This window comes from Tissierella praeacuta DSM 18095, assembly GCF_900128955.1.
GTDB lineage: Bacteria > Bacillota > Clostridia > Tissierellales > Tissierellaceae > Tissierella > Tissierella praeacuta.
This window is the reverse complement of sequence record NZ_FQTY01000003.1, coordinates 31,678-51,173: the sequence shown is the minus strand read 5'-3', so window position 1 is coordinate 51,173 and position 19,496 is coordinate 31,678. Positions and strand designations below refer to the sequence as shown.

At 27.5% G+C, this 19,496-nt stretch carries 20 protein-coding genes and 1 pseudogene; 4 read left to right on the top strand and 17 right to left on the bottom strand.

The features are described 5' to 3' along the window. Nucleotides 1–9 precede the first annotated feature (9 nt). Entirely contained in the window at nt 10–177 is a 168-nt protein-coding gene (locus BUB33_RS16000) for a hypothetical protein (RefSeq protein WP_159429165.1), read from the top strand. 177 nt (nt 178–354) lie between these two features. On the opposite strand, the gene BUB33_RS04930 is transcribed toward BUB33_RS16000, so the two are convergent. Both BUB33_RS04930 and BUB33_RS04925 read right to left on the bottom strand, forming a co-directional pair. Beyond that, on the bottom strand, nt 355–1,287 hold the full coding sequence (locus BUB33_RS04930) for a D-alanyl-D-alanine carboxypeptidase family protein (protein WP_072973833.1): 933 nt from the start codon (nt 1,285–1,287) through the stop codon (nt 355–357). Nucleotides 1,288–1,329: 42 nt separating this feature from the next. Continuing rightward, nucleotides 1,330–1,830, bottom strand: coding sequence for a sensor histidine kinase (locus BUB33_RS04925; protein ID WP_143154884.1), 501 nt, complete (start codon nt 1,828–1,830; stop codon nt 1,330–1,332). A gap of 80 nt (nt 1,831–1,910) precedes the next feature. Here BUB33_RS04925 and BUB33_RS04920 point away from each other — a divergent pair, with 80 nt between their 5' ends. Both BUB33_RS04920 and BUB33_RS04915 read left to right on the top strand, forming a co-directional pair. Beyond that, nucleotides 1,911–2,591, top strand: a complete 681-nt coding sequence (locus BUB33_RS04920; protein ID WP_072973829.1) for an ABC transporter ATP-binding protein — start codon at nt 1,911–1,913, stop codon at nt 2,589–2,591. After that, entirely contained in the window at nt 2,588–5,053 is a 2,466-nt protein-coding gene (locus BUB33_RS04915; protein ID WP_072973827.1) for an FtsX-like permease family protein, read from the top strand. Before BUB33_RS04920 ends, BUB33_RS04915 begins: the two co-directional genes overlap by 4 nt. A 151-nt stretch (nt 5,054–5,204) precedes the next feature. Here the strand turns inward: BUB33_RS04915 and BUB33_RS04910 are convergent, their stop codons facing one another. The 6 genes from BUB33_RS04910 to BUB33_RS04890 all read right to left on the bottom strand — a co-directional run bounded on the left by BUB33_RS04910 (nt 5,205) and on the right by BUB33_RS04890 (nt 10,691). After that, complete coding sequence (locus BUB33_RS04910) at nt 5,205–7,274, bottom strand: methyl-accepting chemotaxis protein (protein ID WP_072973825.1); 2,070 nt, start codon at nt 7,272–7,274, stop codon at nt 5,205–5,207. Between the two features lie 331 nt (nt 7,275–7,605). Further along, the gene (locus BUB33_RS04905) at nt 7,606–7,935 is read right to left on the bottom strand and encodes a helix-turn-helix domain-containing protein (protein WP_072973823.1); all 330 of its coding nucleotides are present in this window, start codon (nt 7,933–7,935) and stop codon (nt 7,606–7,608) included. A gap of 333 nt (nt 7,936–8,268) precedes the next feature. Then, nucleotides 8,269–8,751, bottom strand: coding sequence for a hypothetical protein (locus BUB33_RS04900; RefSeq protein WP_072973821.1), 483 nt, complete (start codon nt 8,749–8,751; stop codon nt 8,269–8,271). 201 nt (nt 8,752–8,952) lie between these two features. Continuing rightward, the gene (locus BUB33_RS04895) at nt 8,953–9,264 is read right to left on the bottom strand and encodes a YggL 50S ribosome-binding family protein (RefSeq protein WP_072973819.1); all 312 of its coding nucleotides are present in this window, start codon (nt 9,262–9,264) and stop codon (nt 8,953–8,955) included. Between the two features lie 210 nt (nt 9,265–9,474). Next, complete coding sequence (locus BUB33_RS15995; protein ID WP_159429164.1) at nt 9,475–9,630, bottom strand: hypothetical protein; 156 nt, start codon at nt 9,628–9,630, stop codon at nt 9,475–9,477. 812 nt (nt 9,631–10,442) lie between these two features. After that, nucleotides 10,443–10,691 (bottom strand): hypothetical protein, encoded by a 249-nt coding sequence (locus BUB33_RS04890; RefSeq protein ID WP_072973816.1) that lies wholly within the window; start codon nt 10,689–10,691, stop codon nt 10,443–10,445. A gap of 706 nt (nt 10,692–11,397) precedes the next feature. On the opposite strand from BUB33_RS04890, the gene BUB33_RS04885 reads away from it, so the two are divergent. After that, nucleotides 11,398–11,595: a cold shock domain-containing protein gene (locus BUB33_RS04885; RefSeq protein WP_072973814.1), complete on the top strand. Its 198-nt coding sequence runs from the start codon at nt 11,398–11,400 to the stop codon at nt 11,593–11,595. 63 nt (nt 11,596–11,658) lie between these two features. Here the strand turns inward: BUB33_RS04885 and BUB33_RS04880 are convergent. The 9 genes and pseudogenes from BUB33_RS04880 to BUB33_RS04840 all read right to left on the bottom strand — a co-directional run. Further along, nucleotides 11,659–11,952: pseudogene (locus BUB33_RS04880) on the bottom strand (transposase); the annotation flags it as partial. A 548-nt stretch (nt 11,953–12,500) separates the two neighbouring features. Continuing rightward, nucleotides 12,501–13,259: a hypothetical protein gene (locus BUB33_RS04875; RefSeq protein ID WP_072973810.1), complete on the bottom strand. Its 759-nt coding sequence runs from the start codon at nt 13,257–13,259 to the stop codon at nt 12,501–12,503. Next, complete coding sequence (locus BUB33_RS04870) at nt 13,252–13,968, bottom strand: hypothetical protein (RefSeq protein ID WP_072973808.1); 717 nt, start codon at nt 13,966–13,968, stop codon at nt 13,252–13,254. Before BUB33_RS04870 ends, BUB33_RS04875 begins: the two co-directional genes overlap by 8 nt. After that, nucleotides 13,969–14,901 carry an ABC transporter ATP-binding protein gene (locus BUB33_RS04865; RefSeq protein WP_072973806.1) on the bottom strand — a complete coding sequence of 311 codons (933 nt, stop codon included), beginning with the start codon at nt 14,899–14,901 and terminating at the stop codon, nt 13,969–13,971. Continuing rightward, nucleotides 14,898–15,767 (bottom strand): radical SAM protein, encoded by an 870-nt coding sequence (locus tag BUB33_RS04860; RefSeq protein WP_072973804.1) that lies wholly within the window; start codon nt 15,765–15,767, stop codon nt 14,898–14,900. The genes BUB33_RS04865 and BUB33_RS04860 overlap by 4 nt, the downstream gene beginning before the upstream one ends. Further along, nucleotides 15,745–16,569: a hypothetical protein gene (locus tag BUB33_RS04855; protein ID WP_072973802.1), complete on the bottom strand. Its 825-nt coding sequence runs from the start codon at nt 16,567–16,569 to the stop codon at nt 15,745–15,747. The genes BUB33_RS04860 and BUB33_RS04855 overlap by 23 nt, the downstream gene beginning before the upstream one ends. A 20-nt stretch (nt 16,570–16,589) precedes the next feature. Next, the gene (locus tag BUB33_RS04850) at nt 16,590–17,744 is read right to left on the bottom strand and encodes a radical SAM/SPASM domain-containing protein (RefSeq protein ID WP_072973799.1); all 1,155 of its coding nucleotides are present in this window, start codon (nt 17,742–17,744) and stop codon (nt 16,590–16,592) included. Continuing rightward, on the bottom strand, nt 17,731–17,940 hold the full coding sequence (locus tag BUB33_RS04845; protein WP_072973797.1) for a hypothetical protein: 210 nt from the start codon (nt 17,938–17,940) through the stop codon (nt 17,731–17,733). The genes BUB33_RS04850 and BUB33_RS04845 overlap by 14 nt, the downstream gene beginning before the upstream one ends. After that, on the bottom strand, nt 17,930–19,150 hold the full coding sequence (locus tag BUB33_RS04840; protein ID WP_072973795.1) for a radical SAM/SPASM domain-containing protein: 1,221 nt from the start codon (nt 19,148–19,150) through the stop codon (nt 17,930–17,932). Before BUB33_RS04840 ends, BUB33_RS04845 begins: the two co-directional genes overlap by 11 nt. Between the last annotated feature and the right edge of the window lie 346 nt (nt 19,151–19,496).

Here is a 19,496-nt window from a genome sequence, read left to right as displayed (position 1 = left end):
TCCCTCCATGTGAAGTCGTCAACTACAAATACAGTAAATCTTACTTCAAGTTATCCAAATGAAGTTACTATCTCAGTAACAACATCAGGTACTACTCTTTCATTAACTACTGCTGCCAAGGCAGAAGTGGAGGCTGGCAGAGTTAGGCTGACTAATACTGGTAAATACAGCTCATGATCTTAAAATATTTTACAAATCAATCTTAAATTTTTTAAAGTTGAACTATGAAATTATAGGATATTAAAAACGTTTGTTTTTTATTCTCATTTCATTATCAGAAGCTAGTACTAATTCTTGATTTCTTATACCACCAAACTCTTTAAATTATTTTTATTGTGTATATAAATCTTTTTCTTAGTCTGATATTTTTAATTTGTTGTAAATTTTCTCTGTATCTGTTAAATTGTATTGTTCAGTTTGACTATTTCCATCTGCATGTGCTGTAACTACTATGTATTCTCTATTATTTACTTCTCCAGAACTTACTAAACACAATCCTGCTGCTTCCGTATATCCTGTTTTTCCACATTTAATATAATTTTTATCTATGTCTAACACACTTCTTTTTAAAAAAAGATGGTTATTTATAGTATGCTTAGTAAAAGTTCCCTTTACTCCACGAGCCTCATACTCTTTTGATTCAACTATCTTTTTGAATTTTTTATTTTCTAATGCATATTTAAAAAGTATTCCTATATCTTCAGCTGTACTATAATTTTCACTATCTGTTATTCCTGTAGAGTTGGAAAAATGTGTATTCTTCATTCCTAATTCGTTTGCTTTTTCATTCATTAAACTAATAAATTTTTCTTCCGTACCAGAAACATATCTAGCTAAAGCTATACTAGACTCTCCTCCTGACTCTAAAAGTATTCCATACAATAAATCTATTATTTTAGGATTGTCCCCTGGTTCAAAACCTGAAACGCTTAATCCTTTAGTAATACAATAATCTATAATATCTTGTGTAATATTTGTTCTTTCATTTAAATTCCTAATATTTTCAATACCTACCACGGCTGTCATCACTTTAGTCATTGATGCGGGATGTATTCTTTCATTATAGTTTTTTCCCATAACTATTTTTCCTATATCTTTCTCTATTACTACAGCATTTTCAGACACAATATCTTCTATACTAATATATTCACTACTTGCCTCAATAGAGATTTTTTCTGTCTCACTTCCTATAAGATTACTTAAATCTAAAAATGTAGTTAATTTAAATAATACAACTATAGTTAAAATTCCCATTACCAATTTTTTTAAACACCTTTTTTTCTTCATTTAAATCACCTCTAATAAGAGATTACTATATGAAAGTGACTTTTACGTGACATTATAGAATTTTACTTCGAAAGTTAATCCATTATCATTAAAAGCAATTATATCTCCATTATGTTCTTCTATAATTGATTTTGATAGATTTAATCCTATTCCATATCCCGGTAAGGATGTATCACCTCTATAAAACCTATCAAAAATTCTCTTCAATATTTCTTCTTGTACTCCACTACCATTATCAGATATCTTTATAACCTTATAAATAGGATTAGAAGTCAATTCTATACTTACAGTATTTCGTGTATGTTCTAAAGAGTTTTTTATTATATTTAAAAAGGCTTCATAAAGCCATATTTCATCTCCTAATACATAAAAATCTTCTCCATGATATTCTATATTTATCTTTCCATCTCTATTTAAACTATTCAATATATCTTCTATTATCTCTAGCATAGATAGCTCTTTAAATTTATACTCTATAGCATTAGAGTTTATTTTCGAAAGCTTTAGAAGTACCTCTGTAAAGTTTTTAAGCTTTTCTAACAAGGTAAGTATTAGATTAAATTATTTAATTGTCACGTAAAAGTCATTTTCATATTGTATGATCTTTCTAGGAGGTAAGATATATGGAAATATTAAAAATTAAGAATTTAAAAAAAATGTATGGAGAGGGGCAAATTAAGGTTGAAGCATTAAAAGGAATAGATCTTTCTATTGAAAGAGGTCAAATGGTTGCAATAATGGGTCCTAGCGGCTGTGGCAAATCCACCCTTTTAAATTTATTATCAGGCATAGACACCATTACATCTGGAGAAATTAAAATTGAAAATACAAATATCTCAATTTTAGATGAAAATAGTCTTGCTCTTTATAGAAGAAGACAGCTGGGAATTGTTTATCAGTTTTTCAATCTAATTCCTAATCTTTCTGTAGAAAACAACATAAAATTACCTGTCTTAATGGATAATAAAAAAGTAGATCAGGAATATTTTAATGATCTAATAAAAAGCTTAGGTATTCAATCTAAATTAAAAGTATTTCCTGATAAGCTTTCTGGCGGACAACAACAAAGGGTAGCAATTGCTAGAAGTTTAATTTATAAACCTAGTATAATATTAGCAGATGAACCAACTGGTAATTTAGATAAACAAAATGCTAGGGATATAATAGAAATTTTTAGACTTTCAAACTTAAAATACAATCAAACTATAATAATAGTTACTCATGATGAAGAAGTTGCTCTATCTGCTGATAAAATAGTCCATATGGAAGATGGTCTAATCATTAGTAACGAGGTGATAAGATGATTTTACATGAATATGTAAAAGGAGATATAAGCTTAAATAAAAAATCTTATACTTCAACAATTATTACTATATTTCTAGCTGTAGTTATTCTTTCTACTTTTGTTTTTGGTGTTTCATCATACTACAAATGTTATAGAGATATAATAGGTAAAAGCACAGGAGGCTATCACTTCAGAATTGTAAATAGTATTTCTAGTAATGATGCAAAAAATTTACAAGAAAACAGATATATAAAGAAACTAGGATTATTTAATAATAAAGTTATAGACGAAGGTTTTGGATCCAAAGGAAAAACCAAATTATGCCAAATGGATAATAATGCTCTTTCTACTATTGAATCTTGGTTGAAAGAAGGCAGTCTTCCTAAACCTAATGAAATTATGATAAGTAATGATATGGCAAAAGAGATTAATAAAAATGTTAGTGATACTCTTGAAGTAAATGGTAATAATTATGTAATTTCAGGTATTTATTACGATACAACTTATGAATATCAAAATTTCTATAATATATTTTTAAATGTAGAACAAGATAAACTTTTAGAAAGTGGAGAAGAACTTTCTCCATTTATATGGTATAAAAATATATTCAAAACTTATAGCTTAAGTAAAGAAATAATAAACAATCTAGAAACAGAGTATATTACGTATAACTACAATTTAATGTATTTAGATCGATCCTTTGTTTTTGATCCAGAAGATAATTTATTAAAAGATCATACTTTCCAAGTAATTGTATTGATTTTATTCTTCATATTAATAATACTTTTTCACTCTATTATTACAAACTTATTTTTAGTACAAGAAGCAAAATCTATACAAGAATATTCCAAATTAAAAGCTATAGGTGCAACTAATGGAGATATTAATAAAATAATAAAACTAAAAGCATTATATATCTCTCAAATACCAATACTTTTAGGTATGTTTTCATCTGTTGGAATAGTGAAACTACTATTTTTTGCTATAAATAAGGTTGAAATTTACTTTTCTAAATCTAAAGAAATTCTTGAAAGTACTATGAATTTAAATCTAAGTTTAAACTTTAAATTTGCAATACTTATTTATATTTTAAGCTCAGCAATAATCTATCTAAGTACAAAGAAACCTATAAAGAAACTTAAGAAAAATTCTATTTTAAATGGGTTAAAAGGAGAAATAGACTCTAGATCTTATAAAAAACATGATCTTAAATATAATGGCAATATAGAAAAAAATTTATCTAAACAATTTTATAAAAATAGTAAGAAAAGCTTTAAATTTACAGGAATAACTTTAAAATTAGGATTTATTTTAATGGCTTTTATTATGACAATAATAACATACTATTCTTTAGAGGAAAAATATAATAATGTTGATAGATATACAACTTATGGTATCCAAGGAGAATACGCTACTATAAATCCTTTAAATGAAGATTTAATTAGTAACATAAAATCACTTAATATAGATGATTTTGTAAACTTTAGAAGTCAATCAGTATATATTGATTATAATGAAAATTTAATTGATAATGATTTTAAAAACTCTGGCAGTTTAAATAATCTAGAAGAAAATATTATATCTTTAGAAAATACACGGCTTAATATAATTGGATTGGAAGATAATAAATTCAATGAATTAGTAGCTAAAAGAGGATTAGATCCAAGTAAATATAAAAGTAATAGAGTCCTATTATTAAATACTGTTGGAGATAATTTTAATATTCCAGCATCAAGGATTACAGATAAACAATTCCTCAAAGAAGATATAAAAACTTTTTCCCTTTCAGAGTATGGAAATATTCTAGATACTAGGGGATATGAGTTTATTTTAAATGTAGAAGATAAAATCTATACACCACTTTTTGACTATCCTATATATAAAAATAGATTAAATTGTTATATGCCTAAATCTGAGTATATAAAACTATTTAGCAACTTTGAAAGAATTGCTGATTTAGATCAATTTGAATATATTGCTATTAAATCTTCTAATATTGAAAAAGACCAGACTGTGATAAAGGGTATGTCTCTTGATTATTTTAAAGATAGAGATTTTAGTTTGGTATCAGAAGTTGATGAAAATAATTTAATCCAAAAAAGAACTATAATAGGAAATATACTAGCTATATTCTTTAGTGTATTCTTTATTGTAGTAGGATTCTCTAATTGCTATTTTGCCTTTTATAATTTATTCTTAGAAAAAAAGAATGAATTAATATTATATAAATCTATAGGAATGGATGAGACACTACTGAGGAATATATTAAGACGCGAAAAAAATAAGATACTATTTAGTTTTATATCTTCAATGCCTATTCTATTAATTATATTAGCTATTATAGTATCTAAGTCTTCAAAAGTCTTTACTGCTATAGATATATTAACAAATATCAACTATATATTTATACTTGGATATGTTGCCCTAATATATGTATCTATATCAAAAATGTATAATAACTATAAAAGAGAAATAATTTAAAATAAAAAAGGTGTTTTATAACTAATTAATTTTAGCCATGGAATACCTTTTTCTATTTTATTTTTTACCTTTACACTTTTATAGTACCAAAAAAGCCCTACACAATGTGTAAGGCTATGTTTAATGTAGTTTTAAAAATCCCAGCATCTTATTATAGCTTAAATACTCTTAATTGTGCATCTAAATCTTCTGCTATTTTTGCAAGCTCTTCACTTGAATTAGCTATTTCCTCCATAGAAGCAGTTTGTTCTTCTACAGAGGCTGATGCTTCCTGAGTTTCTGCCGCATTTTCTTCAGAGATTGCTGATAAATTTTCTATTATAGATATAATGCTTTCTTTTTTCTGTTCCATTTCATCACTAGAATTACTAACCTTATGAGTTATATCCCTCATTATCTCTATTGCTTCTGCTATTCCCCTGAATTTATCGTCCGTTGTATTCACACTTTCTGCTTGAGAAAAAACAATTTGTCTTGATTCTTTCATAATATTAACTGAATTCCTTGTTTGAACTGTTAGCTCATTTATAAGATTTATAATTTCCCCTGTAAACTTATTGGATTCTTCTGCAAGTTTTCTTATTTCCTCTGCGACTACAGCAAAACCTCTCCCTAATTCCCCAGCCCTTGCTGCTTCTATAGCTGCATTTAAAGATAATAAATTTATTTGTTCAGATATACTCTCAATCATCTCACTATAATTAGCAATTTTTTCTGTACTTTCATAAGTGTTTTGAATGGCCTCTTGAGTTTGACCAGCTAAATTGCTGCTAACATCCATCTTTTCTACGAGATCTTTTAAGATTTCCAGTCCTTCATCCTTTAAACTATTTACTTTTTCCACAGAGGTATTTAACTCTTTCATCATATTTCTATTATCCCTTATTAAGTTTCCAAGTTCTAAAATAGAAAAGTTCCCTTGTTCTATATCTTTTGCTTGTTCACTTGCACCATTAGCAATATCCTCAATGACTACTGCTACTTCATTGGCAGCGGCAGCTGTTTCTTCACTTGTTGCAGTGAGTTGTTGGGAAGCAGCTGCCACTTGCCCTGACATATTTAATATATTTTGTATAACATTTTTCATAGCATTTTGCGTCTTATTTATAGCTTCAGATATTTCACCCAGCTCATTATTCTGATCCATTAAATCTTTTGGTATAGGATTAGATAAATCTCTTGATGCTATAAATCCTAATTTTTCTTTCAATTTATCTATAGTTTTTACTACAGAATTTGACATCCTGTATAAAACAATTCCTAAGAAAATAAAGATTATTATACCTAAAATACTAAGTGTAATAACATTTTTATAGATAATTGACTGCATATCTCCCACGGAATAATCTAGATGTAATGCTCCCATATGATTCCCCTCAATGATTAAAGGAATGCTTATTGCATAAACTTTTTCTTTCTTCTCAGGATGAAAATATTCACTAAAATGTATAGTACCTTCCTCTGCAGCTATCCTACTTCCTTCATCCTGTAATACTTCTCCTACAAGGGTTTTATCACTACTAGCAACTATCTCCATGCTCCTATTAAGCAGCATTACATCAATTATTTCTTCATGAGACATTATATCTTCTATTACACCTTGATAACCTAATTCATCCTCAATGTTTTTAATTTCATTAACGATTATCCCTATCTGAATAAAATTTCCATTTGATCCCTTCATGTAGCCATTTTTTTCAAAATTATCTGAAAACACATCTTTTCTAACCTCTTCAAATGTTTCCTTTTCATTATTCTTGATGAAATCATATATAGGATGCCCTTCTGTTGCTACCCATCCTATATTGTCAGCTATGGTAGAATAAATAATTCTACCTTCTTTATCGTACCAAGATATTTCATTAACCCCTAATTCATTAGATATTTTTCGTAATAAATCATTATTTATATTATCTTCATTCTTAATAACAGCTTTTCCCACATCACTGATTCTAACTTCTAGCATTGAATTTAGAGTTTCTAATAATTTTGAATTTTGTATAAGCCTTCCTATAACAGTTTCAGATATAAATTCTATATTGTGCTTAATTTCTTCCTGTAAGCCTTCCCTCATCATATAAGAAGAAGTAATCGTCACTCCTACTATGGCTATAAGCACAATTAATAATGGCATTAAAATTAACTTCTTCTTAATTGAACCTTTTTTTGTATTTTCCCTTGAAATTTTTGTTAAATTTTTTCTTAAACCTTTGCTCTCCAAGTTTTCCACCCTTTCATTTTGTATTTTGTTATCTATAATTTATAAAATACATACTTCTACTATCTCTTAAGTATTTTTAAATTTATTTTAAATTTCTATAGATTATAATTTAAAATATAAAAAATATTGTAGAAAATAGTAATAAGTATGCACTTTTATTCATTTAAGAATAAGAAAACTACAAAATTATTCAGAGAAGCTTCCCTGAAGAGCCGCAGCATATATGTCTAACTTCTCTAGAACGATATTATTATAACACATATAGAGTTACAATAACACTACTAGAGTTAATATTTATTGTAAAATGATATAATTTGTCGAAAATTTTATTTTAGTCATTTGTTTCCATCTCAACCATTACTTCTATCACACGTAGGATCCTTTCTTGTTCTTTACTTGGCAAGTGATTTATTTCCTCCCAAAGATTAGAGGCTTTTATTTCATTACCCTTAACTAAAACATCCTCAAGTAGTATATCAGTAGATACTTCCAAAGCATTGGCAATCCGTATAAATGTTTCTAATCTAGGGATCTTAACCCCCCTCTCAATAGCACTCATATAATTAGGACTTAAGCTCACACGCTCTGCTAACTCTTCTTGTTTCATCCCTAATTCTTCTCTACGATTTTGAATTCTTTTTCCTATATTTGATAAATCCATTTTTTCACCTTCCTAATAGAGTTACTCTAATACCTTTAGTATAGTTTTTTGACTAATTCTAATACAGTATCTATAAGCGTTACATCAACTCTATAGGATATGTAATTGCACAAAGATTACACGAGTTTAGTAATATGAATTTTCATTCTTATGGATTTCCTTTGATTTTTATTATATTTATCTTTTAAGGTTCATCCTACTTAATCCTTAAACACAACTTTTCCATATGATTGCCTTTTTACACATTAAAAACTATTTTTTTAAAATTAAAAAGCCATACACGCTCTGTGTAAGGCTATGGCTAATGTATAGTATATAAAGAATACGAAGTGATTACTTTTCAATATAATTAAAATATCTAATCTGATTTTCATCATCAAATGTACTATTAAAAGGTATCAAATCATTTGAATTAAATTTTATATAATCACCTTCATATTCACCAAAGTCAAATTCTAATCCAGTATTATTAGGGTATCCGTATAAATAACATACAACCTCATTATCTTTAAGAAATACTATTTGATTCATATTCTCATTTACAGTTTCACTTATATTGTCCCATTTATATCCAACAACCTCATACACTCTCTCTTTTGATACATATGGTCTAAAACTATACATCACATCCCAATCAAAAGGTGTCCATTTGTATAAGTCATCAATGACAGCAGTGCCACTTATAATATCAAATGAATGTCTCAATTGTTCAGCATTTACATCCCAAATATCTTTTTTAAGATAGCTTAATGAAAATAATATCATAATGCTTATAGTTATAATCACAGTCCATATATTCTTGTTTTTCTTCTTCATGAAATAAACCTCCCTTTAATTATGAATTAGTTGAACATAAATCTACTATACTGTAACTATATAGTGACAAAACAATACTTATCCAATTTCTTCTTCCATATAATTCATATAGTGAATATTTCCCATATTCTAATAAAAACATAAATAAAAAGAACATACAAGCAAGGTAAAATTATAATATATGTTAATGATAAGTAAAATCTACATACTTTTGCTTAGATTTTCAATATATATTTCAGCCTCATTTAAATCATTATTTATTATACCCATATATAATTCTAAAGCTTTATCTCTTTGATTTTTCAAAATAAGTATTCTAAAATCTTCATCTAAGCAATTTTCACCCTTTGTACCATCATCATTAATATAGAATCCATCAATAATTTCCCTTATTCCCCCTCCAAAATACCAATTATTTGATTCAACAAAATCAATAAATTTATCCCAAAACTCATCTTCAGATAATTCCATTGGCACCTCTATACATCCATTAATCTCAAATTCCCTTCTCATAGCCTGTCCTCCTATTACACTCATTCCAGAATTCTATATATCCATTTCTATCAGACTCATCTTCTAGATATGGATATTCCTCACTTAAGTCTATGTGAAGCATATATTTATTTCTTAATCTAAATAAAATTGTATCTTCAGCTTTATATTGTTTAAGTATATTTTCGAGAATTTCCCTCTAATAAATTCCAGTGTATTTTTTCAAATATTTCATATTAAGCTAGATTTATTAAACATTTTACCTAACCAACAATCCGTATAATCTTTATCACCTTCTACATAGAAATTCATTTCTATACATGAATTGTTTTTTACGACATCTTCATCTAATATTTTTATAAAGTCATCAATGTTTATTTTGTCCATATTATATTCCCCTAACTTATAAAGAATTGCTGCAAACTTTACTATTATTAAATCCCTGTCTTCATATTCTTGTATTTAAATATAATTATTAATTCATAGTTGTGTCTATTTTATCATATAGATTTTATCAAATAAACCTATATTTCCTTATTTTACTCATCACCAAATACAATCCATCTTTCCCTATCATAATCTTCATATTTTTCTGTAGTTACATTTTGTTCATAGTAAGCTCCAAGGAGTCTTTTAATATCCTGAGTCTTCTCCAGTACTATACCATACCCAATATTCCTGCCACCAAGGACGCCATATACATTTGTCTTTTCTTCTCTTCTTGGAATAGGTACATAAGAGAAGGTATCATTTCTGTCATCAGTTACTGGATTCGTCGAAGGATTTTTATCTAAATCTACAATCTTAATATTTATAATTGATTTAGCAGTTCCACTGTATATTCAGAACAAAAATACTTCTTTATAGCTTATTTTAGAAACCTTACCAAAGTTAAGGCGAACATTAGTTGGAGATTTATCTGATTCTCCTTTCTACAAAGAAAAACACTGCATAATAGCAGTGTCTACCTCAGTCATATGTATTTAATTCATATTTCCTATCAGTTTGTTTATATCTCCCTCTCCATCAACTTTTGTACCTTACCCTTCACTAATATCGTCAATTTGCTTTGCCTCTCTATTGGAAAAGTTTTTTTACATCTCTATCCATAAATAAACTAAACGTCGTTTTAAATTGTATTTTTTGCCCCATTTAATACTACCGATACAATGCATAATATAAATTATGTGCAACAATCATTAACTTAAAGCTACATAAATTAAATTTGAAACTGCATAAATAGCAAGTAATAATGAACTAATTGGAATTAATAAGTGTATCTTTCTTTTTGTTCCCTTGTAGTTAATCCATTCATCTATTGCTTGATTTGCAAGTATTATAAAGAGTACAGGGGTAAGAACTTTTGTAAGGACATCACTCTTCATAAAGAAAAGTATTAAATACATAACTGAAACTATACCTACAATAATGTGTCTTATCTTTGCCATATAACCATCTCCTAATAATATTTAAAAAGTCTTCTATAAGTTCTTTATCTATTAGATTTGTTTTTAATATTACTGCACATAAATCTACTAATATGCTCATCTATATTATATAATTCGCCTATCAATATAGCAATCAAATTTAACCATTTCATCCTGAAATCACTATTATGTTGTGGTTAAATCCTAATATTCTTCCCTAGAACCACAATAGACAATTAAAATTATTGCTTCACATGTTTAATTGCATATTCAGCTACCCTTTAACAAAATCTCATCTCTTCTGTTATAATTGTTTTCATAAGGAAAGATTCCTTCTATTTCAGAGGTATTTCCTTTTTTATTTTTTCTTGTTACAAATGTATTGTCTCCTGTGATTTAAACATCTTTTTATTTTTATCACAAAGCTCAATAATTAAATCTATTTCCCCTCTAATAACATGGAATAGCAACACCTTTAGTGATAAGATTTTAATGTTCTTTCACTTAGAATCAAATTATTAAATATTTAGGGTTGCATAAAAATCCTTTATAGTGTATAATTAAATTTATATTAGTTTTATATTTAATTTTCAAGTTTAATATGTTTAGAATTTTGATTCACATAAAATTAGAGATTATAAATTGGAACTAAGTATAATCTGTAATTTTATGTGAATTTTTTATTTCCATAAATTACAGAAATAAAAAATAATGGAGGTACCATAATATGACAGGTACAGTAAAATGGTTTAACGCAGATAAAGGATACGGATTTATTACAACAGAAAATAGTGAGGATGTTTTTGCTCATTTTTCACAAATTCAATCTGATGGATTTAAAACTTTAGCCGAAGGTGATCGTGTAAGTTTTAATGTTGAAAAAGGCACTCGTGGTAATCAAGCTGAAAATATAGTAAAACTATAAATGATTTAAAATCATAGATGTTATGATGTGAACCCTTTAATCCGGACTTTCGGATAATATTAATTATTCGGCTTGTTGCCTATACTCAATAGGTGACAGGCCGTTTAATTTTTCTTTTATTCTTTTGTTATTATACCAGTTAATATATCCTATAATGTTTTTCTTCAACTGATTAATTGATGTGAATTTTTCTCCATAGTACATTTTTTGTTTCAATAACCCGAAGAAGTCTTCCATTGGAAAGTTATCTATACAATTTCCTCTTCTAGACATACTTGGTTCAATATTTCTATTTTTTAACCTTTTCACCCATTGAACATGCTGATAATGGAAGCCTTGGTCAGAGTGAATTGTTAATTGATGCTTCATTATTACTTCTTCTACTGTAGGTTTCTGAGTGTTTAATGTATACATGTTACTACTGTATCTTTTATCTTCAGTAAATCCTTCACTGCTGAGATTTCATTACTTTTTTCGTTAACAAAGACTTGCCCTTTTTTATTAATTCATTAGTTATTATATCACTTTCTAGTAATAAAAATCTATTTCACTCTCATCAAATTTTTTAAAGCTCTTCTAATTTTTTCGCTTTTCGTGCTACAAAATTCACCTTCCTAATTTTAGGGTACATGTTTTTTGCATTAAAACAATTATTACCTAAAAGTGTTAATTTATTAATTTATCCTGGGTAAAACATGCAAGGTGACTACCATATTTTATAGGCACTTTGCATAACATTTATTAAATAACAAATTTTTTTAAATCTAGTTTTGAAATTTAAATAATGAATGCTTTTGGAGAATCACCCCATCACATGGCCAATTTTTACATATATGTGGGCTGTACCCATTATAAGAGTGTTAGTATTATTTGGTTGTTAATATAATCCTACTCTCTCTTCGAAGTTATATGGTGTTGTTTATCAATTCATTAAAATATCTACATAATATTCTCACCAATATAAATCCCAAAACTAAAATTTGAATAATCAGTATCAGATATATTATTCCAATTGGAAAAATCAAACTTTCAACATCAAATGCACTTCTAAAAATATTTATTATATATGTGAATGGTGATAAAAGAGCTACTCCTTTAAAACCAGAGTTCATCAATCTGTAAGGCATATAACATGCAGAGAATATCAATATAACACTCATCATTATGGAGCTGTAGGCAAACCTCTTTGTTTTAAGAGTAAATGCTGCTAGAATGCCGCTTATAATCGCTGATATAACAACTATTATTCCCATAAATAGTACTGTATTTATTATGGTATATATTGAAACTTTCACATCAATAATTCCATAGATATTCATCACAATTAAAACCAGAATATATTGGCTTAGATAAATGAAAAAATAAAAAATCGTTTGAGCAAAAATATACTCCGTTATTTTAATATTAGCAATCCTAAAATTTATCATTTTTTCGCTAATAATCTCTTGGTAAAGTTCGTAATTTGCTGCAATAACCGTATTGCTTATTATTCCTGCAATAATTAAAGTTAATAAAGTAAACCTTATGCTTTCTGCTCCCCTTGATTGTGATAGAGCGAAGTAATAGAAAGGAATCACACTTAGATAGATTCTTAATGTATTTAACAACAATTCTTTCCAGTTTCTTTTATAAAAAAATACATTCTTCAATATAATGCTACCCATAGAATCCTCCTGATAAAATGTACTTCTTTATGCTTTTTTCTGTGTTCCATAATGCAAACGCCATCATAATTAAAAAAACCAAAATTGCTATTTCTATATGAGAAACATTTCCTTCAGAGAAACTAATAACATGGGTTATTGGTATAAGCTGTGAAACTCCTCTTAGAAATCTTGGAAGTATACTTATAGGGTATAATACACCACTTATTATATAGATAATATCCATTCCAAAGTTGAACCTATTGAAATAGTTTTGGGTTTTTAAGTGAACGGCAAGCATGATGTTGCTCACAATTACATTGTTGATAAAAACAAAGAAAGCACAAATAATTGCAAATATAAAATCAATATTCAAATGGAATATAAAATTATAAAGATACAGTGTTATAAGAAGCGATGGAATATATAAAATATTTACCGCAACTGTCTGATAGAAATTATATTTATGTAAGCTAATTCTCGAAAGTAACACATCCTGAATTTTCTCACTCCCAAAAAATTCCATCCTCCTTGAGATTATCTCGAATATAGTAAAATAAAAACATGACCACAAGCAAATCTTTAGAATTATGGTTTTATCTATATTTGTGCCTATTACACCACTTAATAAGATTACTGGAAGAACAGCATTTACAGGGGAGATTAAAAATAATTTAACCATGTTCCACTTATTTCGAAGAAGACTTTTTAACATAAGGTATATAAGCATTTAGTTTCCCTCCAATCTATCCTTATACAATTCATAGAAAAATACATCTTCTAATTGTACAGGTCTTTCATTGAACGAACTTATTTGAAGCTTTGAAATAAAAGTCTCCTTACGTGCTATCTTCTCCATTATTAAGGCAGTGCTGTTATCATTCTGACTCCAAATAATGTATTTCTTTATGCCGTAATCTCTAAGCCTCTTATCCATTTCTTTGGTCTCATCTTTAGATATCCTAAGCTCTATAACATCCTTATGGAATTCCTTAAAAATATCGTCCATATTGTTATCTTTTATGATCTGCCCCTTATTAAGGAACACAACTCTGGTGCAAAGTCTTTGAACCTCATTCATAATATGCGAACTTATTAAAATAGTTATATTCATTTCTTTAGAAAGTGTATATAACAGATTGTGAACATCTGATTTAGATACAGGATCCAACCCACTTGTAGGTTCGTCCAGTATTAAAAATTGAACCTCTAATAGAACAATTCTTATTATGTTAAGCTTCTGCTTCATTCCAGTGGATAAACTATTAACTAGGGAACTTTCTCGACCTTGCAGATTAAACCTTTTTAGCAGGCTCATAATTTCCTCTTTGTTTTTCTTTATTTTGTGCATTTTCAAGAAAAATTGAATATTTTCCATAACAGTTAAGCCATCATACATCTGGTTTGAATTCAAAACCAAGCCAACCTTAGGGACTTTCATTTTTCCTTTATAGATATCATCTCCTAAGATTTTAAATTCTTCATATTCTGTTGGTTTTAAAAGTCCGCTTAAAGTTTTTATAAGTGTTGTCTTACCGGCTCCATTAGGTCCGATAAGTCCAACTATCTCACCTTTCCCGATTTTTAAATCAATATTTTCTATACTAAAAAATTCATTTTTATTATATTTTTTACTACAATTCTTTATCTGAACAATATTCATTCTATAGCTCCTCCAATTGGATCTAGATATTCATTATTATGGCTTAAAAGATTTTCAATTAATTTCTGACTATCATCATTGTAATTATCAAATAAATCATCTAAGGTATTATATTTATTCTTTATGCTAGTGTAAAACACCTTTTCTGTTATATCGAACCAAATAGGAAATTTAAATGCACCTATGTCTAATAATTCTAAAAATTTATTTTTAGAGAAAATATTATTTTGAATATTAATTTTATACCCTAATAATTGTATAAGTTTTTGCACATTCTTGTTAAATGTTAGGATATCACCATTTTCTAGCTTAAATTTTAAATCTTTACTATATACGCATAATATTGTAACCTTTCCTATATTGTCTTTAAGCATATATTTCTCTATAATTTTGAATATTTCTGAATGAAATACATCCAAATTATGCTTACTTACAACTACATTTAAGTCTATACAGCTGTTATTCTTCATAAGTTTATTTAAATTTTTTTCAATGATATGAAAATCCTGAATTCCTCTATGAACTCTCATTGTATTTTGCAGTCCATCTATACTTAGAATAAATTTATCAACTAATTTAATAAGTTCTTCAGGTATTTCAATTGTACAATTAGTTGTAATGTTAGTCATAAATCCAAATTTTTTTACACCTCTTAATGTTTCTAAAAGCTCTGGCCACAATAAAGGTTCTCCTCCAGTAAAATGAATGGATTCTATACCTTTTTCTTTAAATTCATTAAGTTTTTCTAATATTTGTTCTGAATGAGTTTTTTTAATATTATGCTTGCTCTTTTCTCTATAACAATATTTACAATTTAAATTGCAAATATTACTTACATAAATGTTAAGATTTTTCTGATATGACATTTACAATACCTCCAAATGGGAAAAAAGAAAATGGCCAAATTGTAAGATATTCAGCTCTGATATATCTACAATTTTCAATGAATTTATTATGAGCAGGAGATTTATTATATTTTTCGAGATTTAATGCTAATGATTCTTTTAAAATATTCCCAACTGTTAATTCCTTATTTTTAATTCCATACGGAATAATACTTCCACTTTCATCAATATAAAGTTCTCTTGGAAACTTACTTTTTACTGTATGGCAATTTGCCCCAGAGCATAAATATATATTACACGGATGTTCAATACAAGTTTGTGTTGGGATAAAACTTGATTCATAATATATTTTTACACTTCTCGGAATTTTCTGTAATGCATCATTAAACTGTTTCATATTAATTAATATCTTCTTAACAAAAAAAATTTTAATAATAATGTATTCATATCTTTCTAAGATTTCTTCTTTTTCCTTGAAAAAATCCAGCATACCTTCTATGGAGTTATCTTTATTGAAATCTAAGTTATAGATAAATATCTCATTTATATTTGGATCCTCCTTTAATTGCTCACTCATATAGAATACTTCTTGATTTTCTTGCTTATTTAACAGCCTATCCTGATAAACATAAAACTCAATTTCACTGTTATATTTGAGAAGATATTTATTTATTTGTTTCATTTTTTTCTCCTCTTCAATATGAATAATACACTTATTAAATCCCATTTTAATGCAGTCATTTATTAATTTTTCAAAATCAATTTTCTCGATTATACTGCTTTCAATCTCTACAGTTGCTTCTTCAAAATTATTGTATAACATTCCGTATACCTCTTTTCCTTCTAATTTACAATCTTACAGTTTGGGTCTTTTCTCCTAATGTCTCTATATTTTTCATAAGCAAGCCCTGTACAACCTGTACAACACTTTTTATGCTTACAAGAGCTACATTCTTTCTTATCATTTCTGTTAAGATTTACCAATTCTAAGAATTTTTTATTATTCCATATCTCATCATGAGTGTCTGTTAATATATTGCCCATTTTAAATTCAGGAAATCTAAGATAATCACAAGGATATACATCTCCATTAGAGTCAATGTTCATTTTAACTATTCCAGTGCTACATTTAATCTTAAATATTAAATTTGAGGTTTTTTCATCTATTTCCCCATAGCAAATACTCTCTTCCTTCATAATGTTTTGGATATAACCAAAATGAAATTTCTCCAGCTTAATTTTCTTTTTATCATCATAATAATCAATCATCGCTAAAATTTGATCAAGTATATTGTGATCTATTTCAGGAGGTTCAAATTCCTTACCTCTTCCCGTTGGGAGTAGCATAGTTATTCCAAATGAATTTAGATTATATTTATGTAGATATTTATACATTTCAAAAATATTATCCTTGTTAAAATTTGTCACCACCATTTGAACTCTCAAATTGATAATGCCTCGATCTGATAAGAGACTTATAGCATTGGTAGCATATTGAAAGCTATTTTTTCCTCTCTGTTTGTCATTAATAATTTTATCTGATGAATCCAAACTCACCTTTATTCTTAAAAATTCCTTAGGCATTTTCGAAAGTCGTTCAGCTGCATCAGAGTCAATTCCGCTCCCGTTTGTTACTAATTCGACGAATATATTGGAATAAATTAATTTTTCAATAATATCTAGATATCTAGAATGAAGGGTAGGTTCTCCACCTAAGAGCTGTATATATGAGACTTTATTTTGGATTAAATAGTCAACTATTTTCATACAACTTTCATAATCAAGTTCTTTGGATTTCTTTTTATTCGCATCAGCACTACAGAAAAAGCAGTTTAAATTACATTCATTCACTAAGTTCCAAGATACAAAACTTGGTTCAGTTGGTCTTACATTTTTAGTAAACGCTTTGTATGCTATTCTTCTAATAAAATTACTAGGATGATAATCTGCGAAAAAAGAATATTCGTTTATTTTTTTTAGCTTATCAACAATATTCAAGATTAATTACCCCTTCCATCTCAAGCTCCTTAACCAAATTACTCTCACATTCATTATCAATATTTATCCCACTATATATTTTTTCAATTACATCAATATACTCTTTACTCAATTCAAATATTTCTCCAGTAGACATATTTATAATTAACATTTCATCTCCTATTATTTTATATAAAAAATTTCTCTTAATTTTCATACTTATCAACTCCAAACTTAATACAAGCTACAGGATCAGGGTTCGTTATTCCTCCTAAATATCTCATTGCTCTTGCTCTGCATCCACCAGTACATCTTTCAATAAATTCGCAATCACTTTTTTCACAACTAAGTTTATTAAATTTCTTCAAGTTATCTACAATGTTTGATAGATCCTTATCATATATAGTTCCTAATTTGAAGCCTTCAGTAAGGCTTGGACATAATGTTACGTCACCAGATGCCGTAATATAAATCATAGATTTTCCTACACCACAAAACTCTCCTGATATTTCCTTGTTAAATGTCTCTATATTTTTTATACATATTTCTTTTTTCTCTTGGAAACAGTTCATTATTGTTGAAATAACCAACGCATTCTTTTTAACATTCTCATTTATTTCTTTTTTAGTTCTCATTCTTCCTTCAGGAATTATGTTATCTAAATTACATATAATACCTTTAGCCGTAAAACCTTTAAATATTTCAACTACATCTTGGTGATTGTCATCCATAACCATGGTATTAACTTTTACTTTTATTCCAGAATCTAATAACAACTTAATGTTATTTTGTGTTTTTTGGTATGCATTTTTCCCACCTCTAAAAGCATTGTGCTTTTCAGGTGTATTATAGTCGATACTTGTGATTATATCTCTTAAGCAACTATACTTCTTCAATTTTAAAATTTGTTTTTCATTTAAAATTGTTAGATTTGAGAATAAAGTTACTGTTACTGGCTTCTGAGATAAATATTCCAATAATTCAAAAATATAATCTTCCATAAAAATTTCCCCGCCAGTAAAATCAACTTGGGTTATACCAACCTCAATAGCTTTTTCTACGAATTGAATTATATCTTTTTTCGTTAATTTCGTTGTTTTGCTCGGACACGATTCAACATAACAGTGTTTGCATCTTAAATTACATTGCTCAGTAACTTGAATAAATACTCTATTTAATTCTGTTTGAATATGTTTTTGCTTTTTTACAAACGGATTATATTTATTGTTTGAATTTACCGTTATAACAATATTTTCATCAATCAAAAATTGATCTACATCTTTTTCACAATTAAATTCTTTAAAACCACTTTCATATAATCTTTTCAAGTAATCATACATCTCATCATTAATATCATAAAAATCACAACTATTTTTAATTTTAATTTTATCTTTGAGAATTATTATCTTATTTGAAAATCCTAACATAAATTCCCCCCTATTTATATTAGTACACTCTCAAAAGTCCTAGAGTGTCACTTTGCTTTGTTTTAAGGGCATGCTATAAAGCCTCACCGCTAACTTTTATATCAATACCCCCAGAGTACACCGGAAATATCATCCTATTGATCTCCTTTAAATTTTGTGTATAAAGTTATTACCTATACTCATCTTATAAAGAAGAGAGCAATATAATATTGCCCTCTTCAGATTAGTTACTACAATGGCATGTACCAGAAGCTCCAGAAGGACCTTCTGAAACTTTCACTTTTACTATTGAAGGTTTTTTTTCTTTTTTACTCATTTTGTTCACCTCCTTTAACATGATAATAGC

Excerpts from the sequence above, each read along its gene's own strand:
- BUB33_RS04895 (WP_072973819.1), bottom strand. The coding sequence starts at position 9,264 with ATGAGAAGGGAATTTGAGATTAATGGATGTATAGAGGTGCCAATGGAA.
- BUB33_RS04860 (WP_072973804.1), bottom strand. The coding sequence starts at position 15,767 with ATGTCATATCAGAAAAATCTTAACATTTATGTAAGTAATATTTGCAAT.
- BUB33_RS04855 (WP_072973802.1), bottom strand. The coding sequence starts at position 16,569 with ATGTTATACAATAATTTTGAAGAAGCAACTGTAGAGATTGAAAGCAGT.
- BUB33_RS04845 (WP_072973797.1), bottom strand. The coding sequence starts at position 17,940 with ATGAAAATTAAGAGAAATTTTTTATATAAAATAATAGGAGATGAAATG.
- BUB33_RS04885 (WP_072973814.1), top strand. The coding sequence starts at position 11,398 with ATGACAGGTACAGTAAAATGGTTTAACGCAGATAAAGGATACGGATTT.
- BUB33_RS04865 (WP_072973806.1), bottom strand. The coding sequence starts at position 14,901 with ATGAATATTGTTCAGATAAAGAATTGTAGTAAAAAATATAATAAAAAT.
- BUB33_RS04905 (WP_072973823.1), bottom strand. The coding sequence starts at position 7,935 with ATGGATTTATCAAATATAGGAAAAAGAATTCAAAATCGTAGAGAAGAA.
- BUB33_RS04890 (WP_072973816.1), bottom strand. The coding sequence starts at position 10,691 with ATGGCAAAGATAAGACACATTATTGTAGGTATAGTTTCAGTTATGTAT.
- BUB33_RS04930 (WP_072973833.1), bottom strand. The coding sequence starts at position 1,287 with ATGAAGAAAAAAAGGTGTTTAAAAAAATTGGTAATGGGAATTTTAACT.
- BUB33_RS04840 (WP_072973795.1), bottom strand. The coding sequence starts at position 19,150 with ATGTTAGGATTTTCAAATAAGATAATAATTCTCAAAGATAAAATTAAA.
- BUB33_RS04870 (WP_072973808.1), bottom strand. The coding sequence starts at position 13,968 with ATGCTTATATACCTTATGTTAAAAAGTCTTCTTCGAAATAAGTGGAAC.
- BUB33_RS04920 (WP_072973829.1), top strand. The coding sequence starts at position 1,911 with ATGGAAATATTAAAAATTAAGAATTTAAAAAAAATGTATGGAGAGGGG.
- BUB33_RS04915 (WP_072973827.1), top strand. The coding sequence starts at position 2,588 with ATGATTTTACATGAATATGTAAAAGGAGATATAAGCTTAAATAAAAAA.
- BUB33_RS15995 (WP_159429164.1), bottom strand. The coding sequence starts at position 9,630 with ATGGACAAAATAAACATTGATGACTTTATAAAAATATTAGATGAAGAT.
- BUB33_RS04875 (WP_072973810.1), bottom strand. The coding sequence starts at position 13,259 with ATGGGTAGCATTATATTGAAGAATGTATTTTTTTATAAAAGAAACTGG.
- BUB33_RS04900 (WP_072973821.1), bottom strand. The coding sequence starts at position 8,751 with ATGAAGAAGAAAAACAAGAATATATGGACTGTGATTATAACTATAAGC.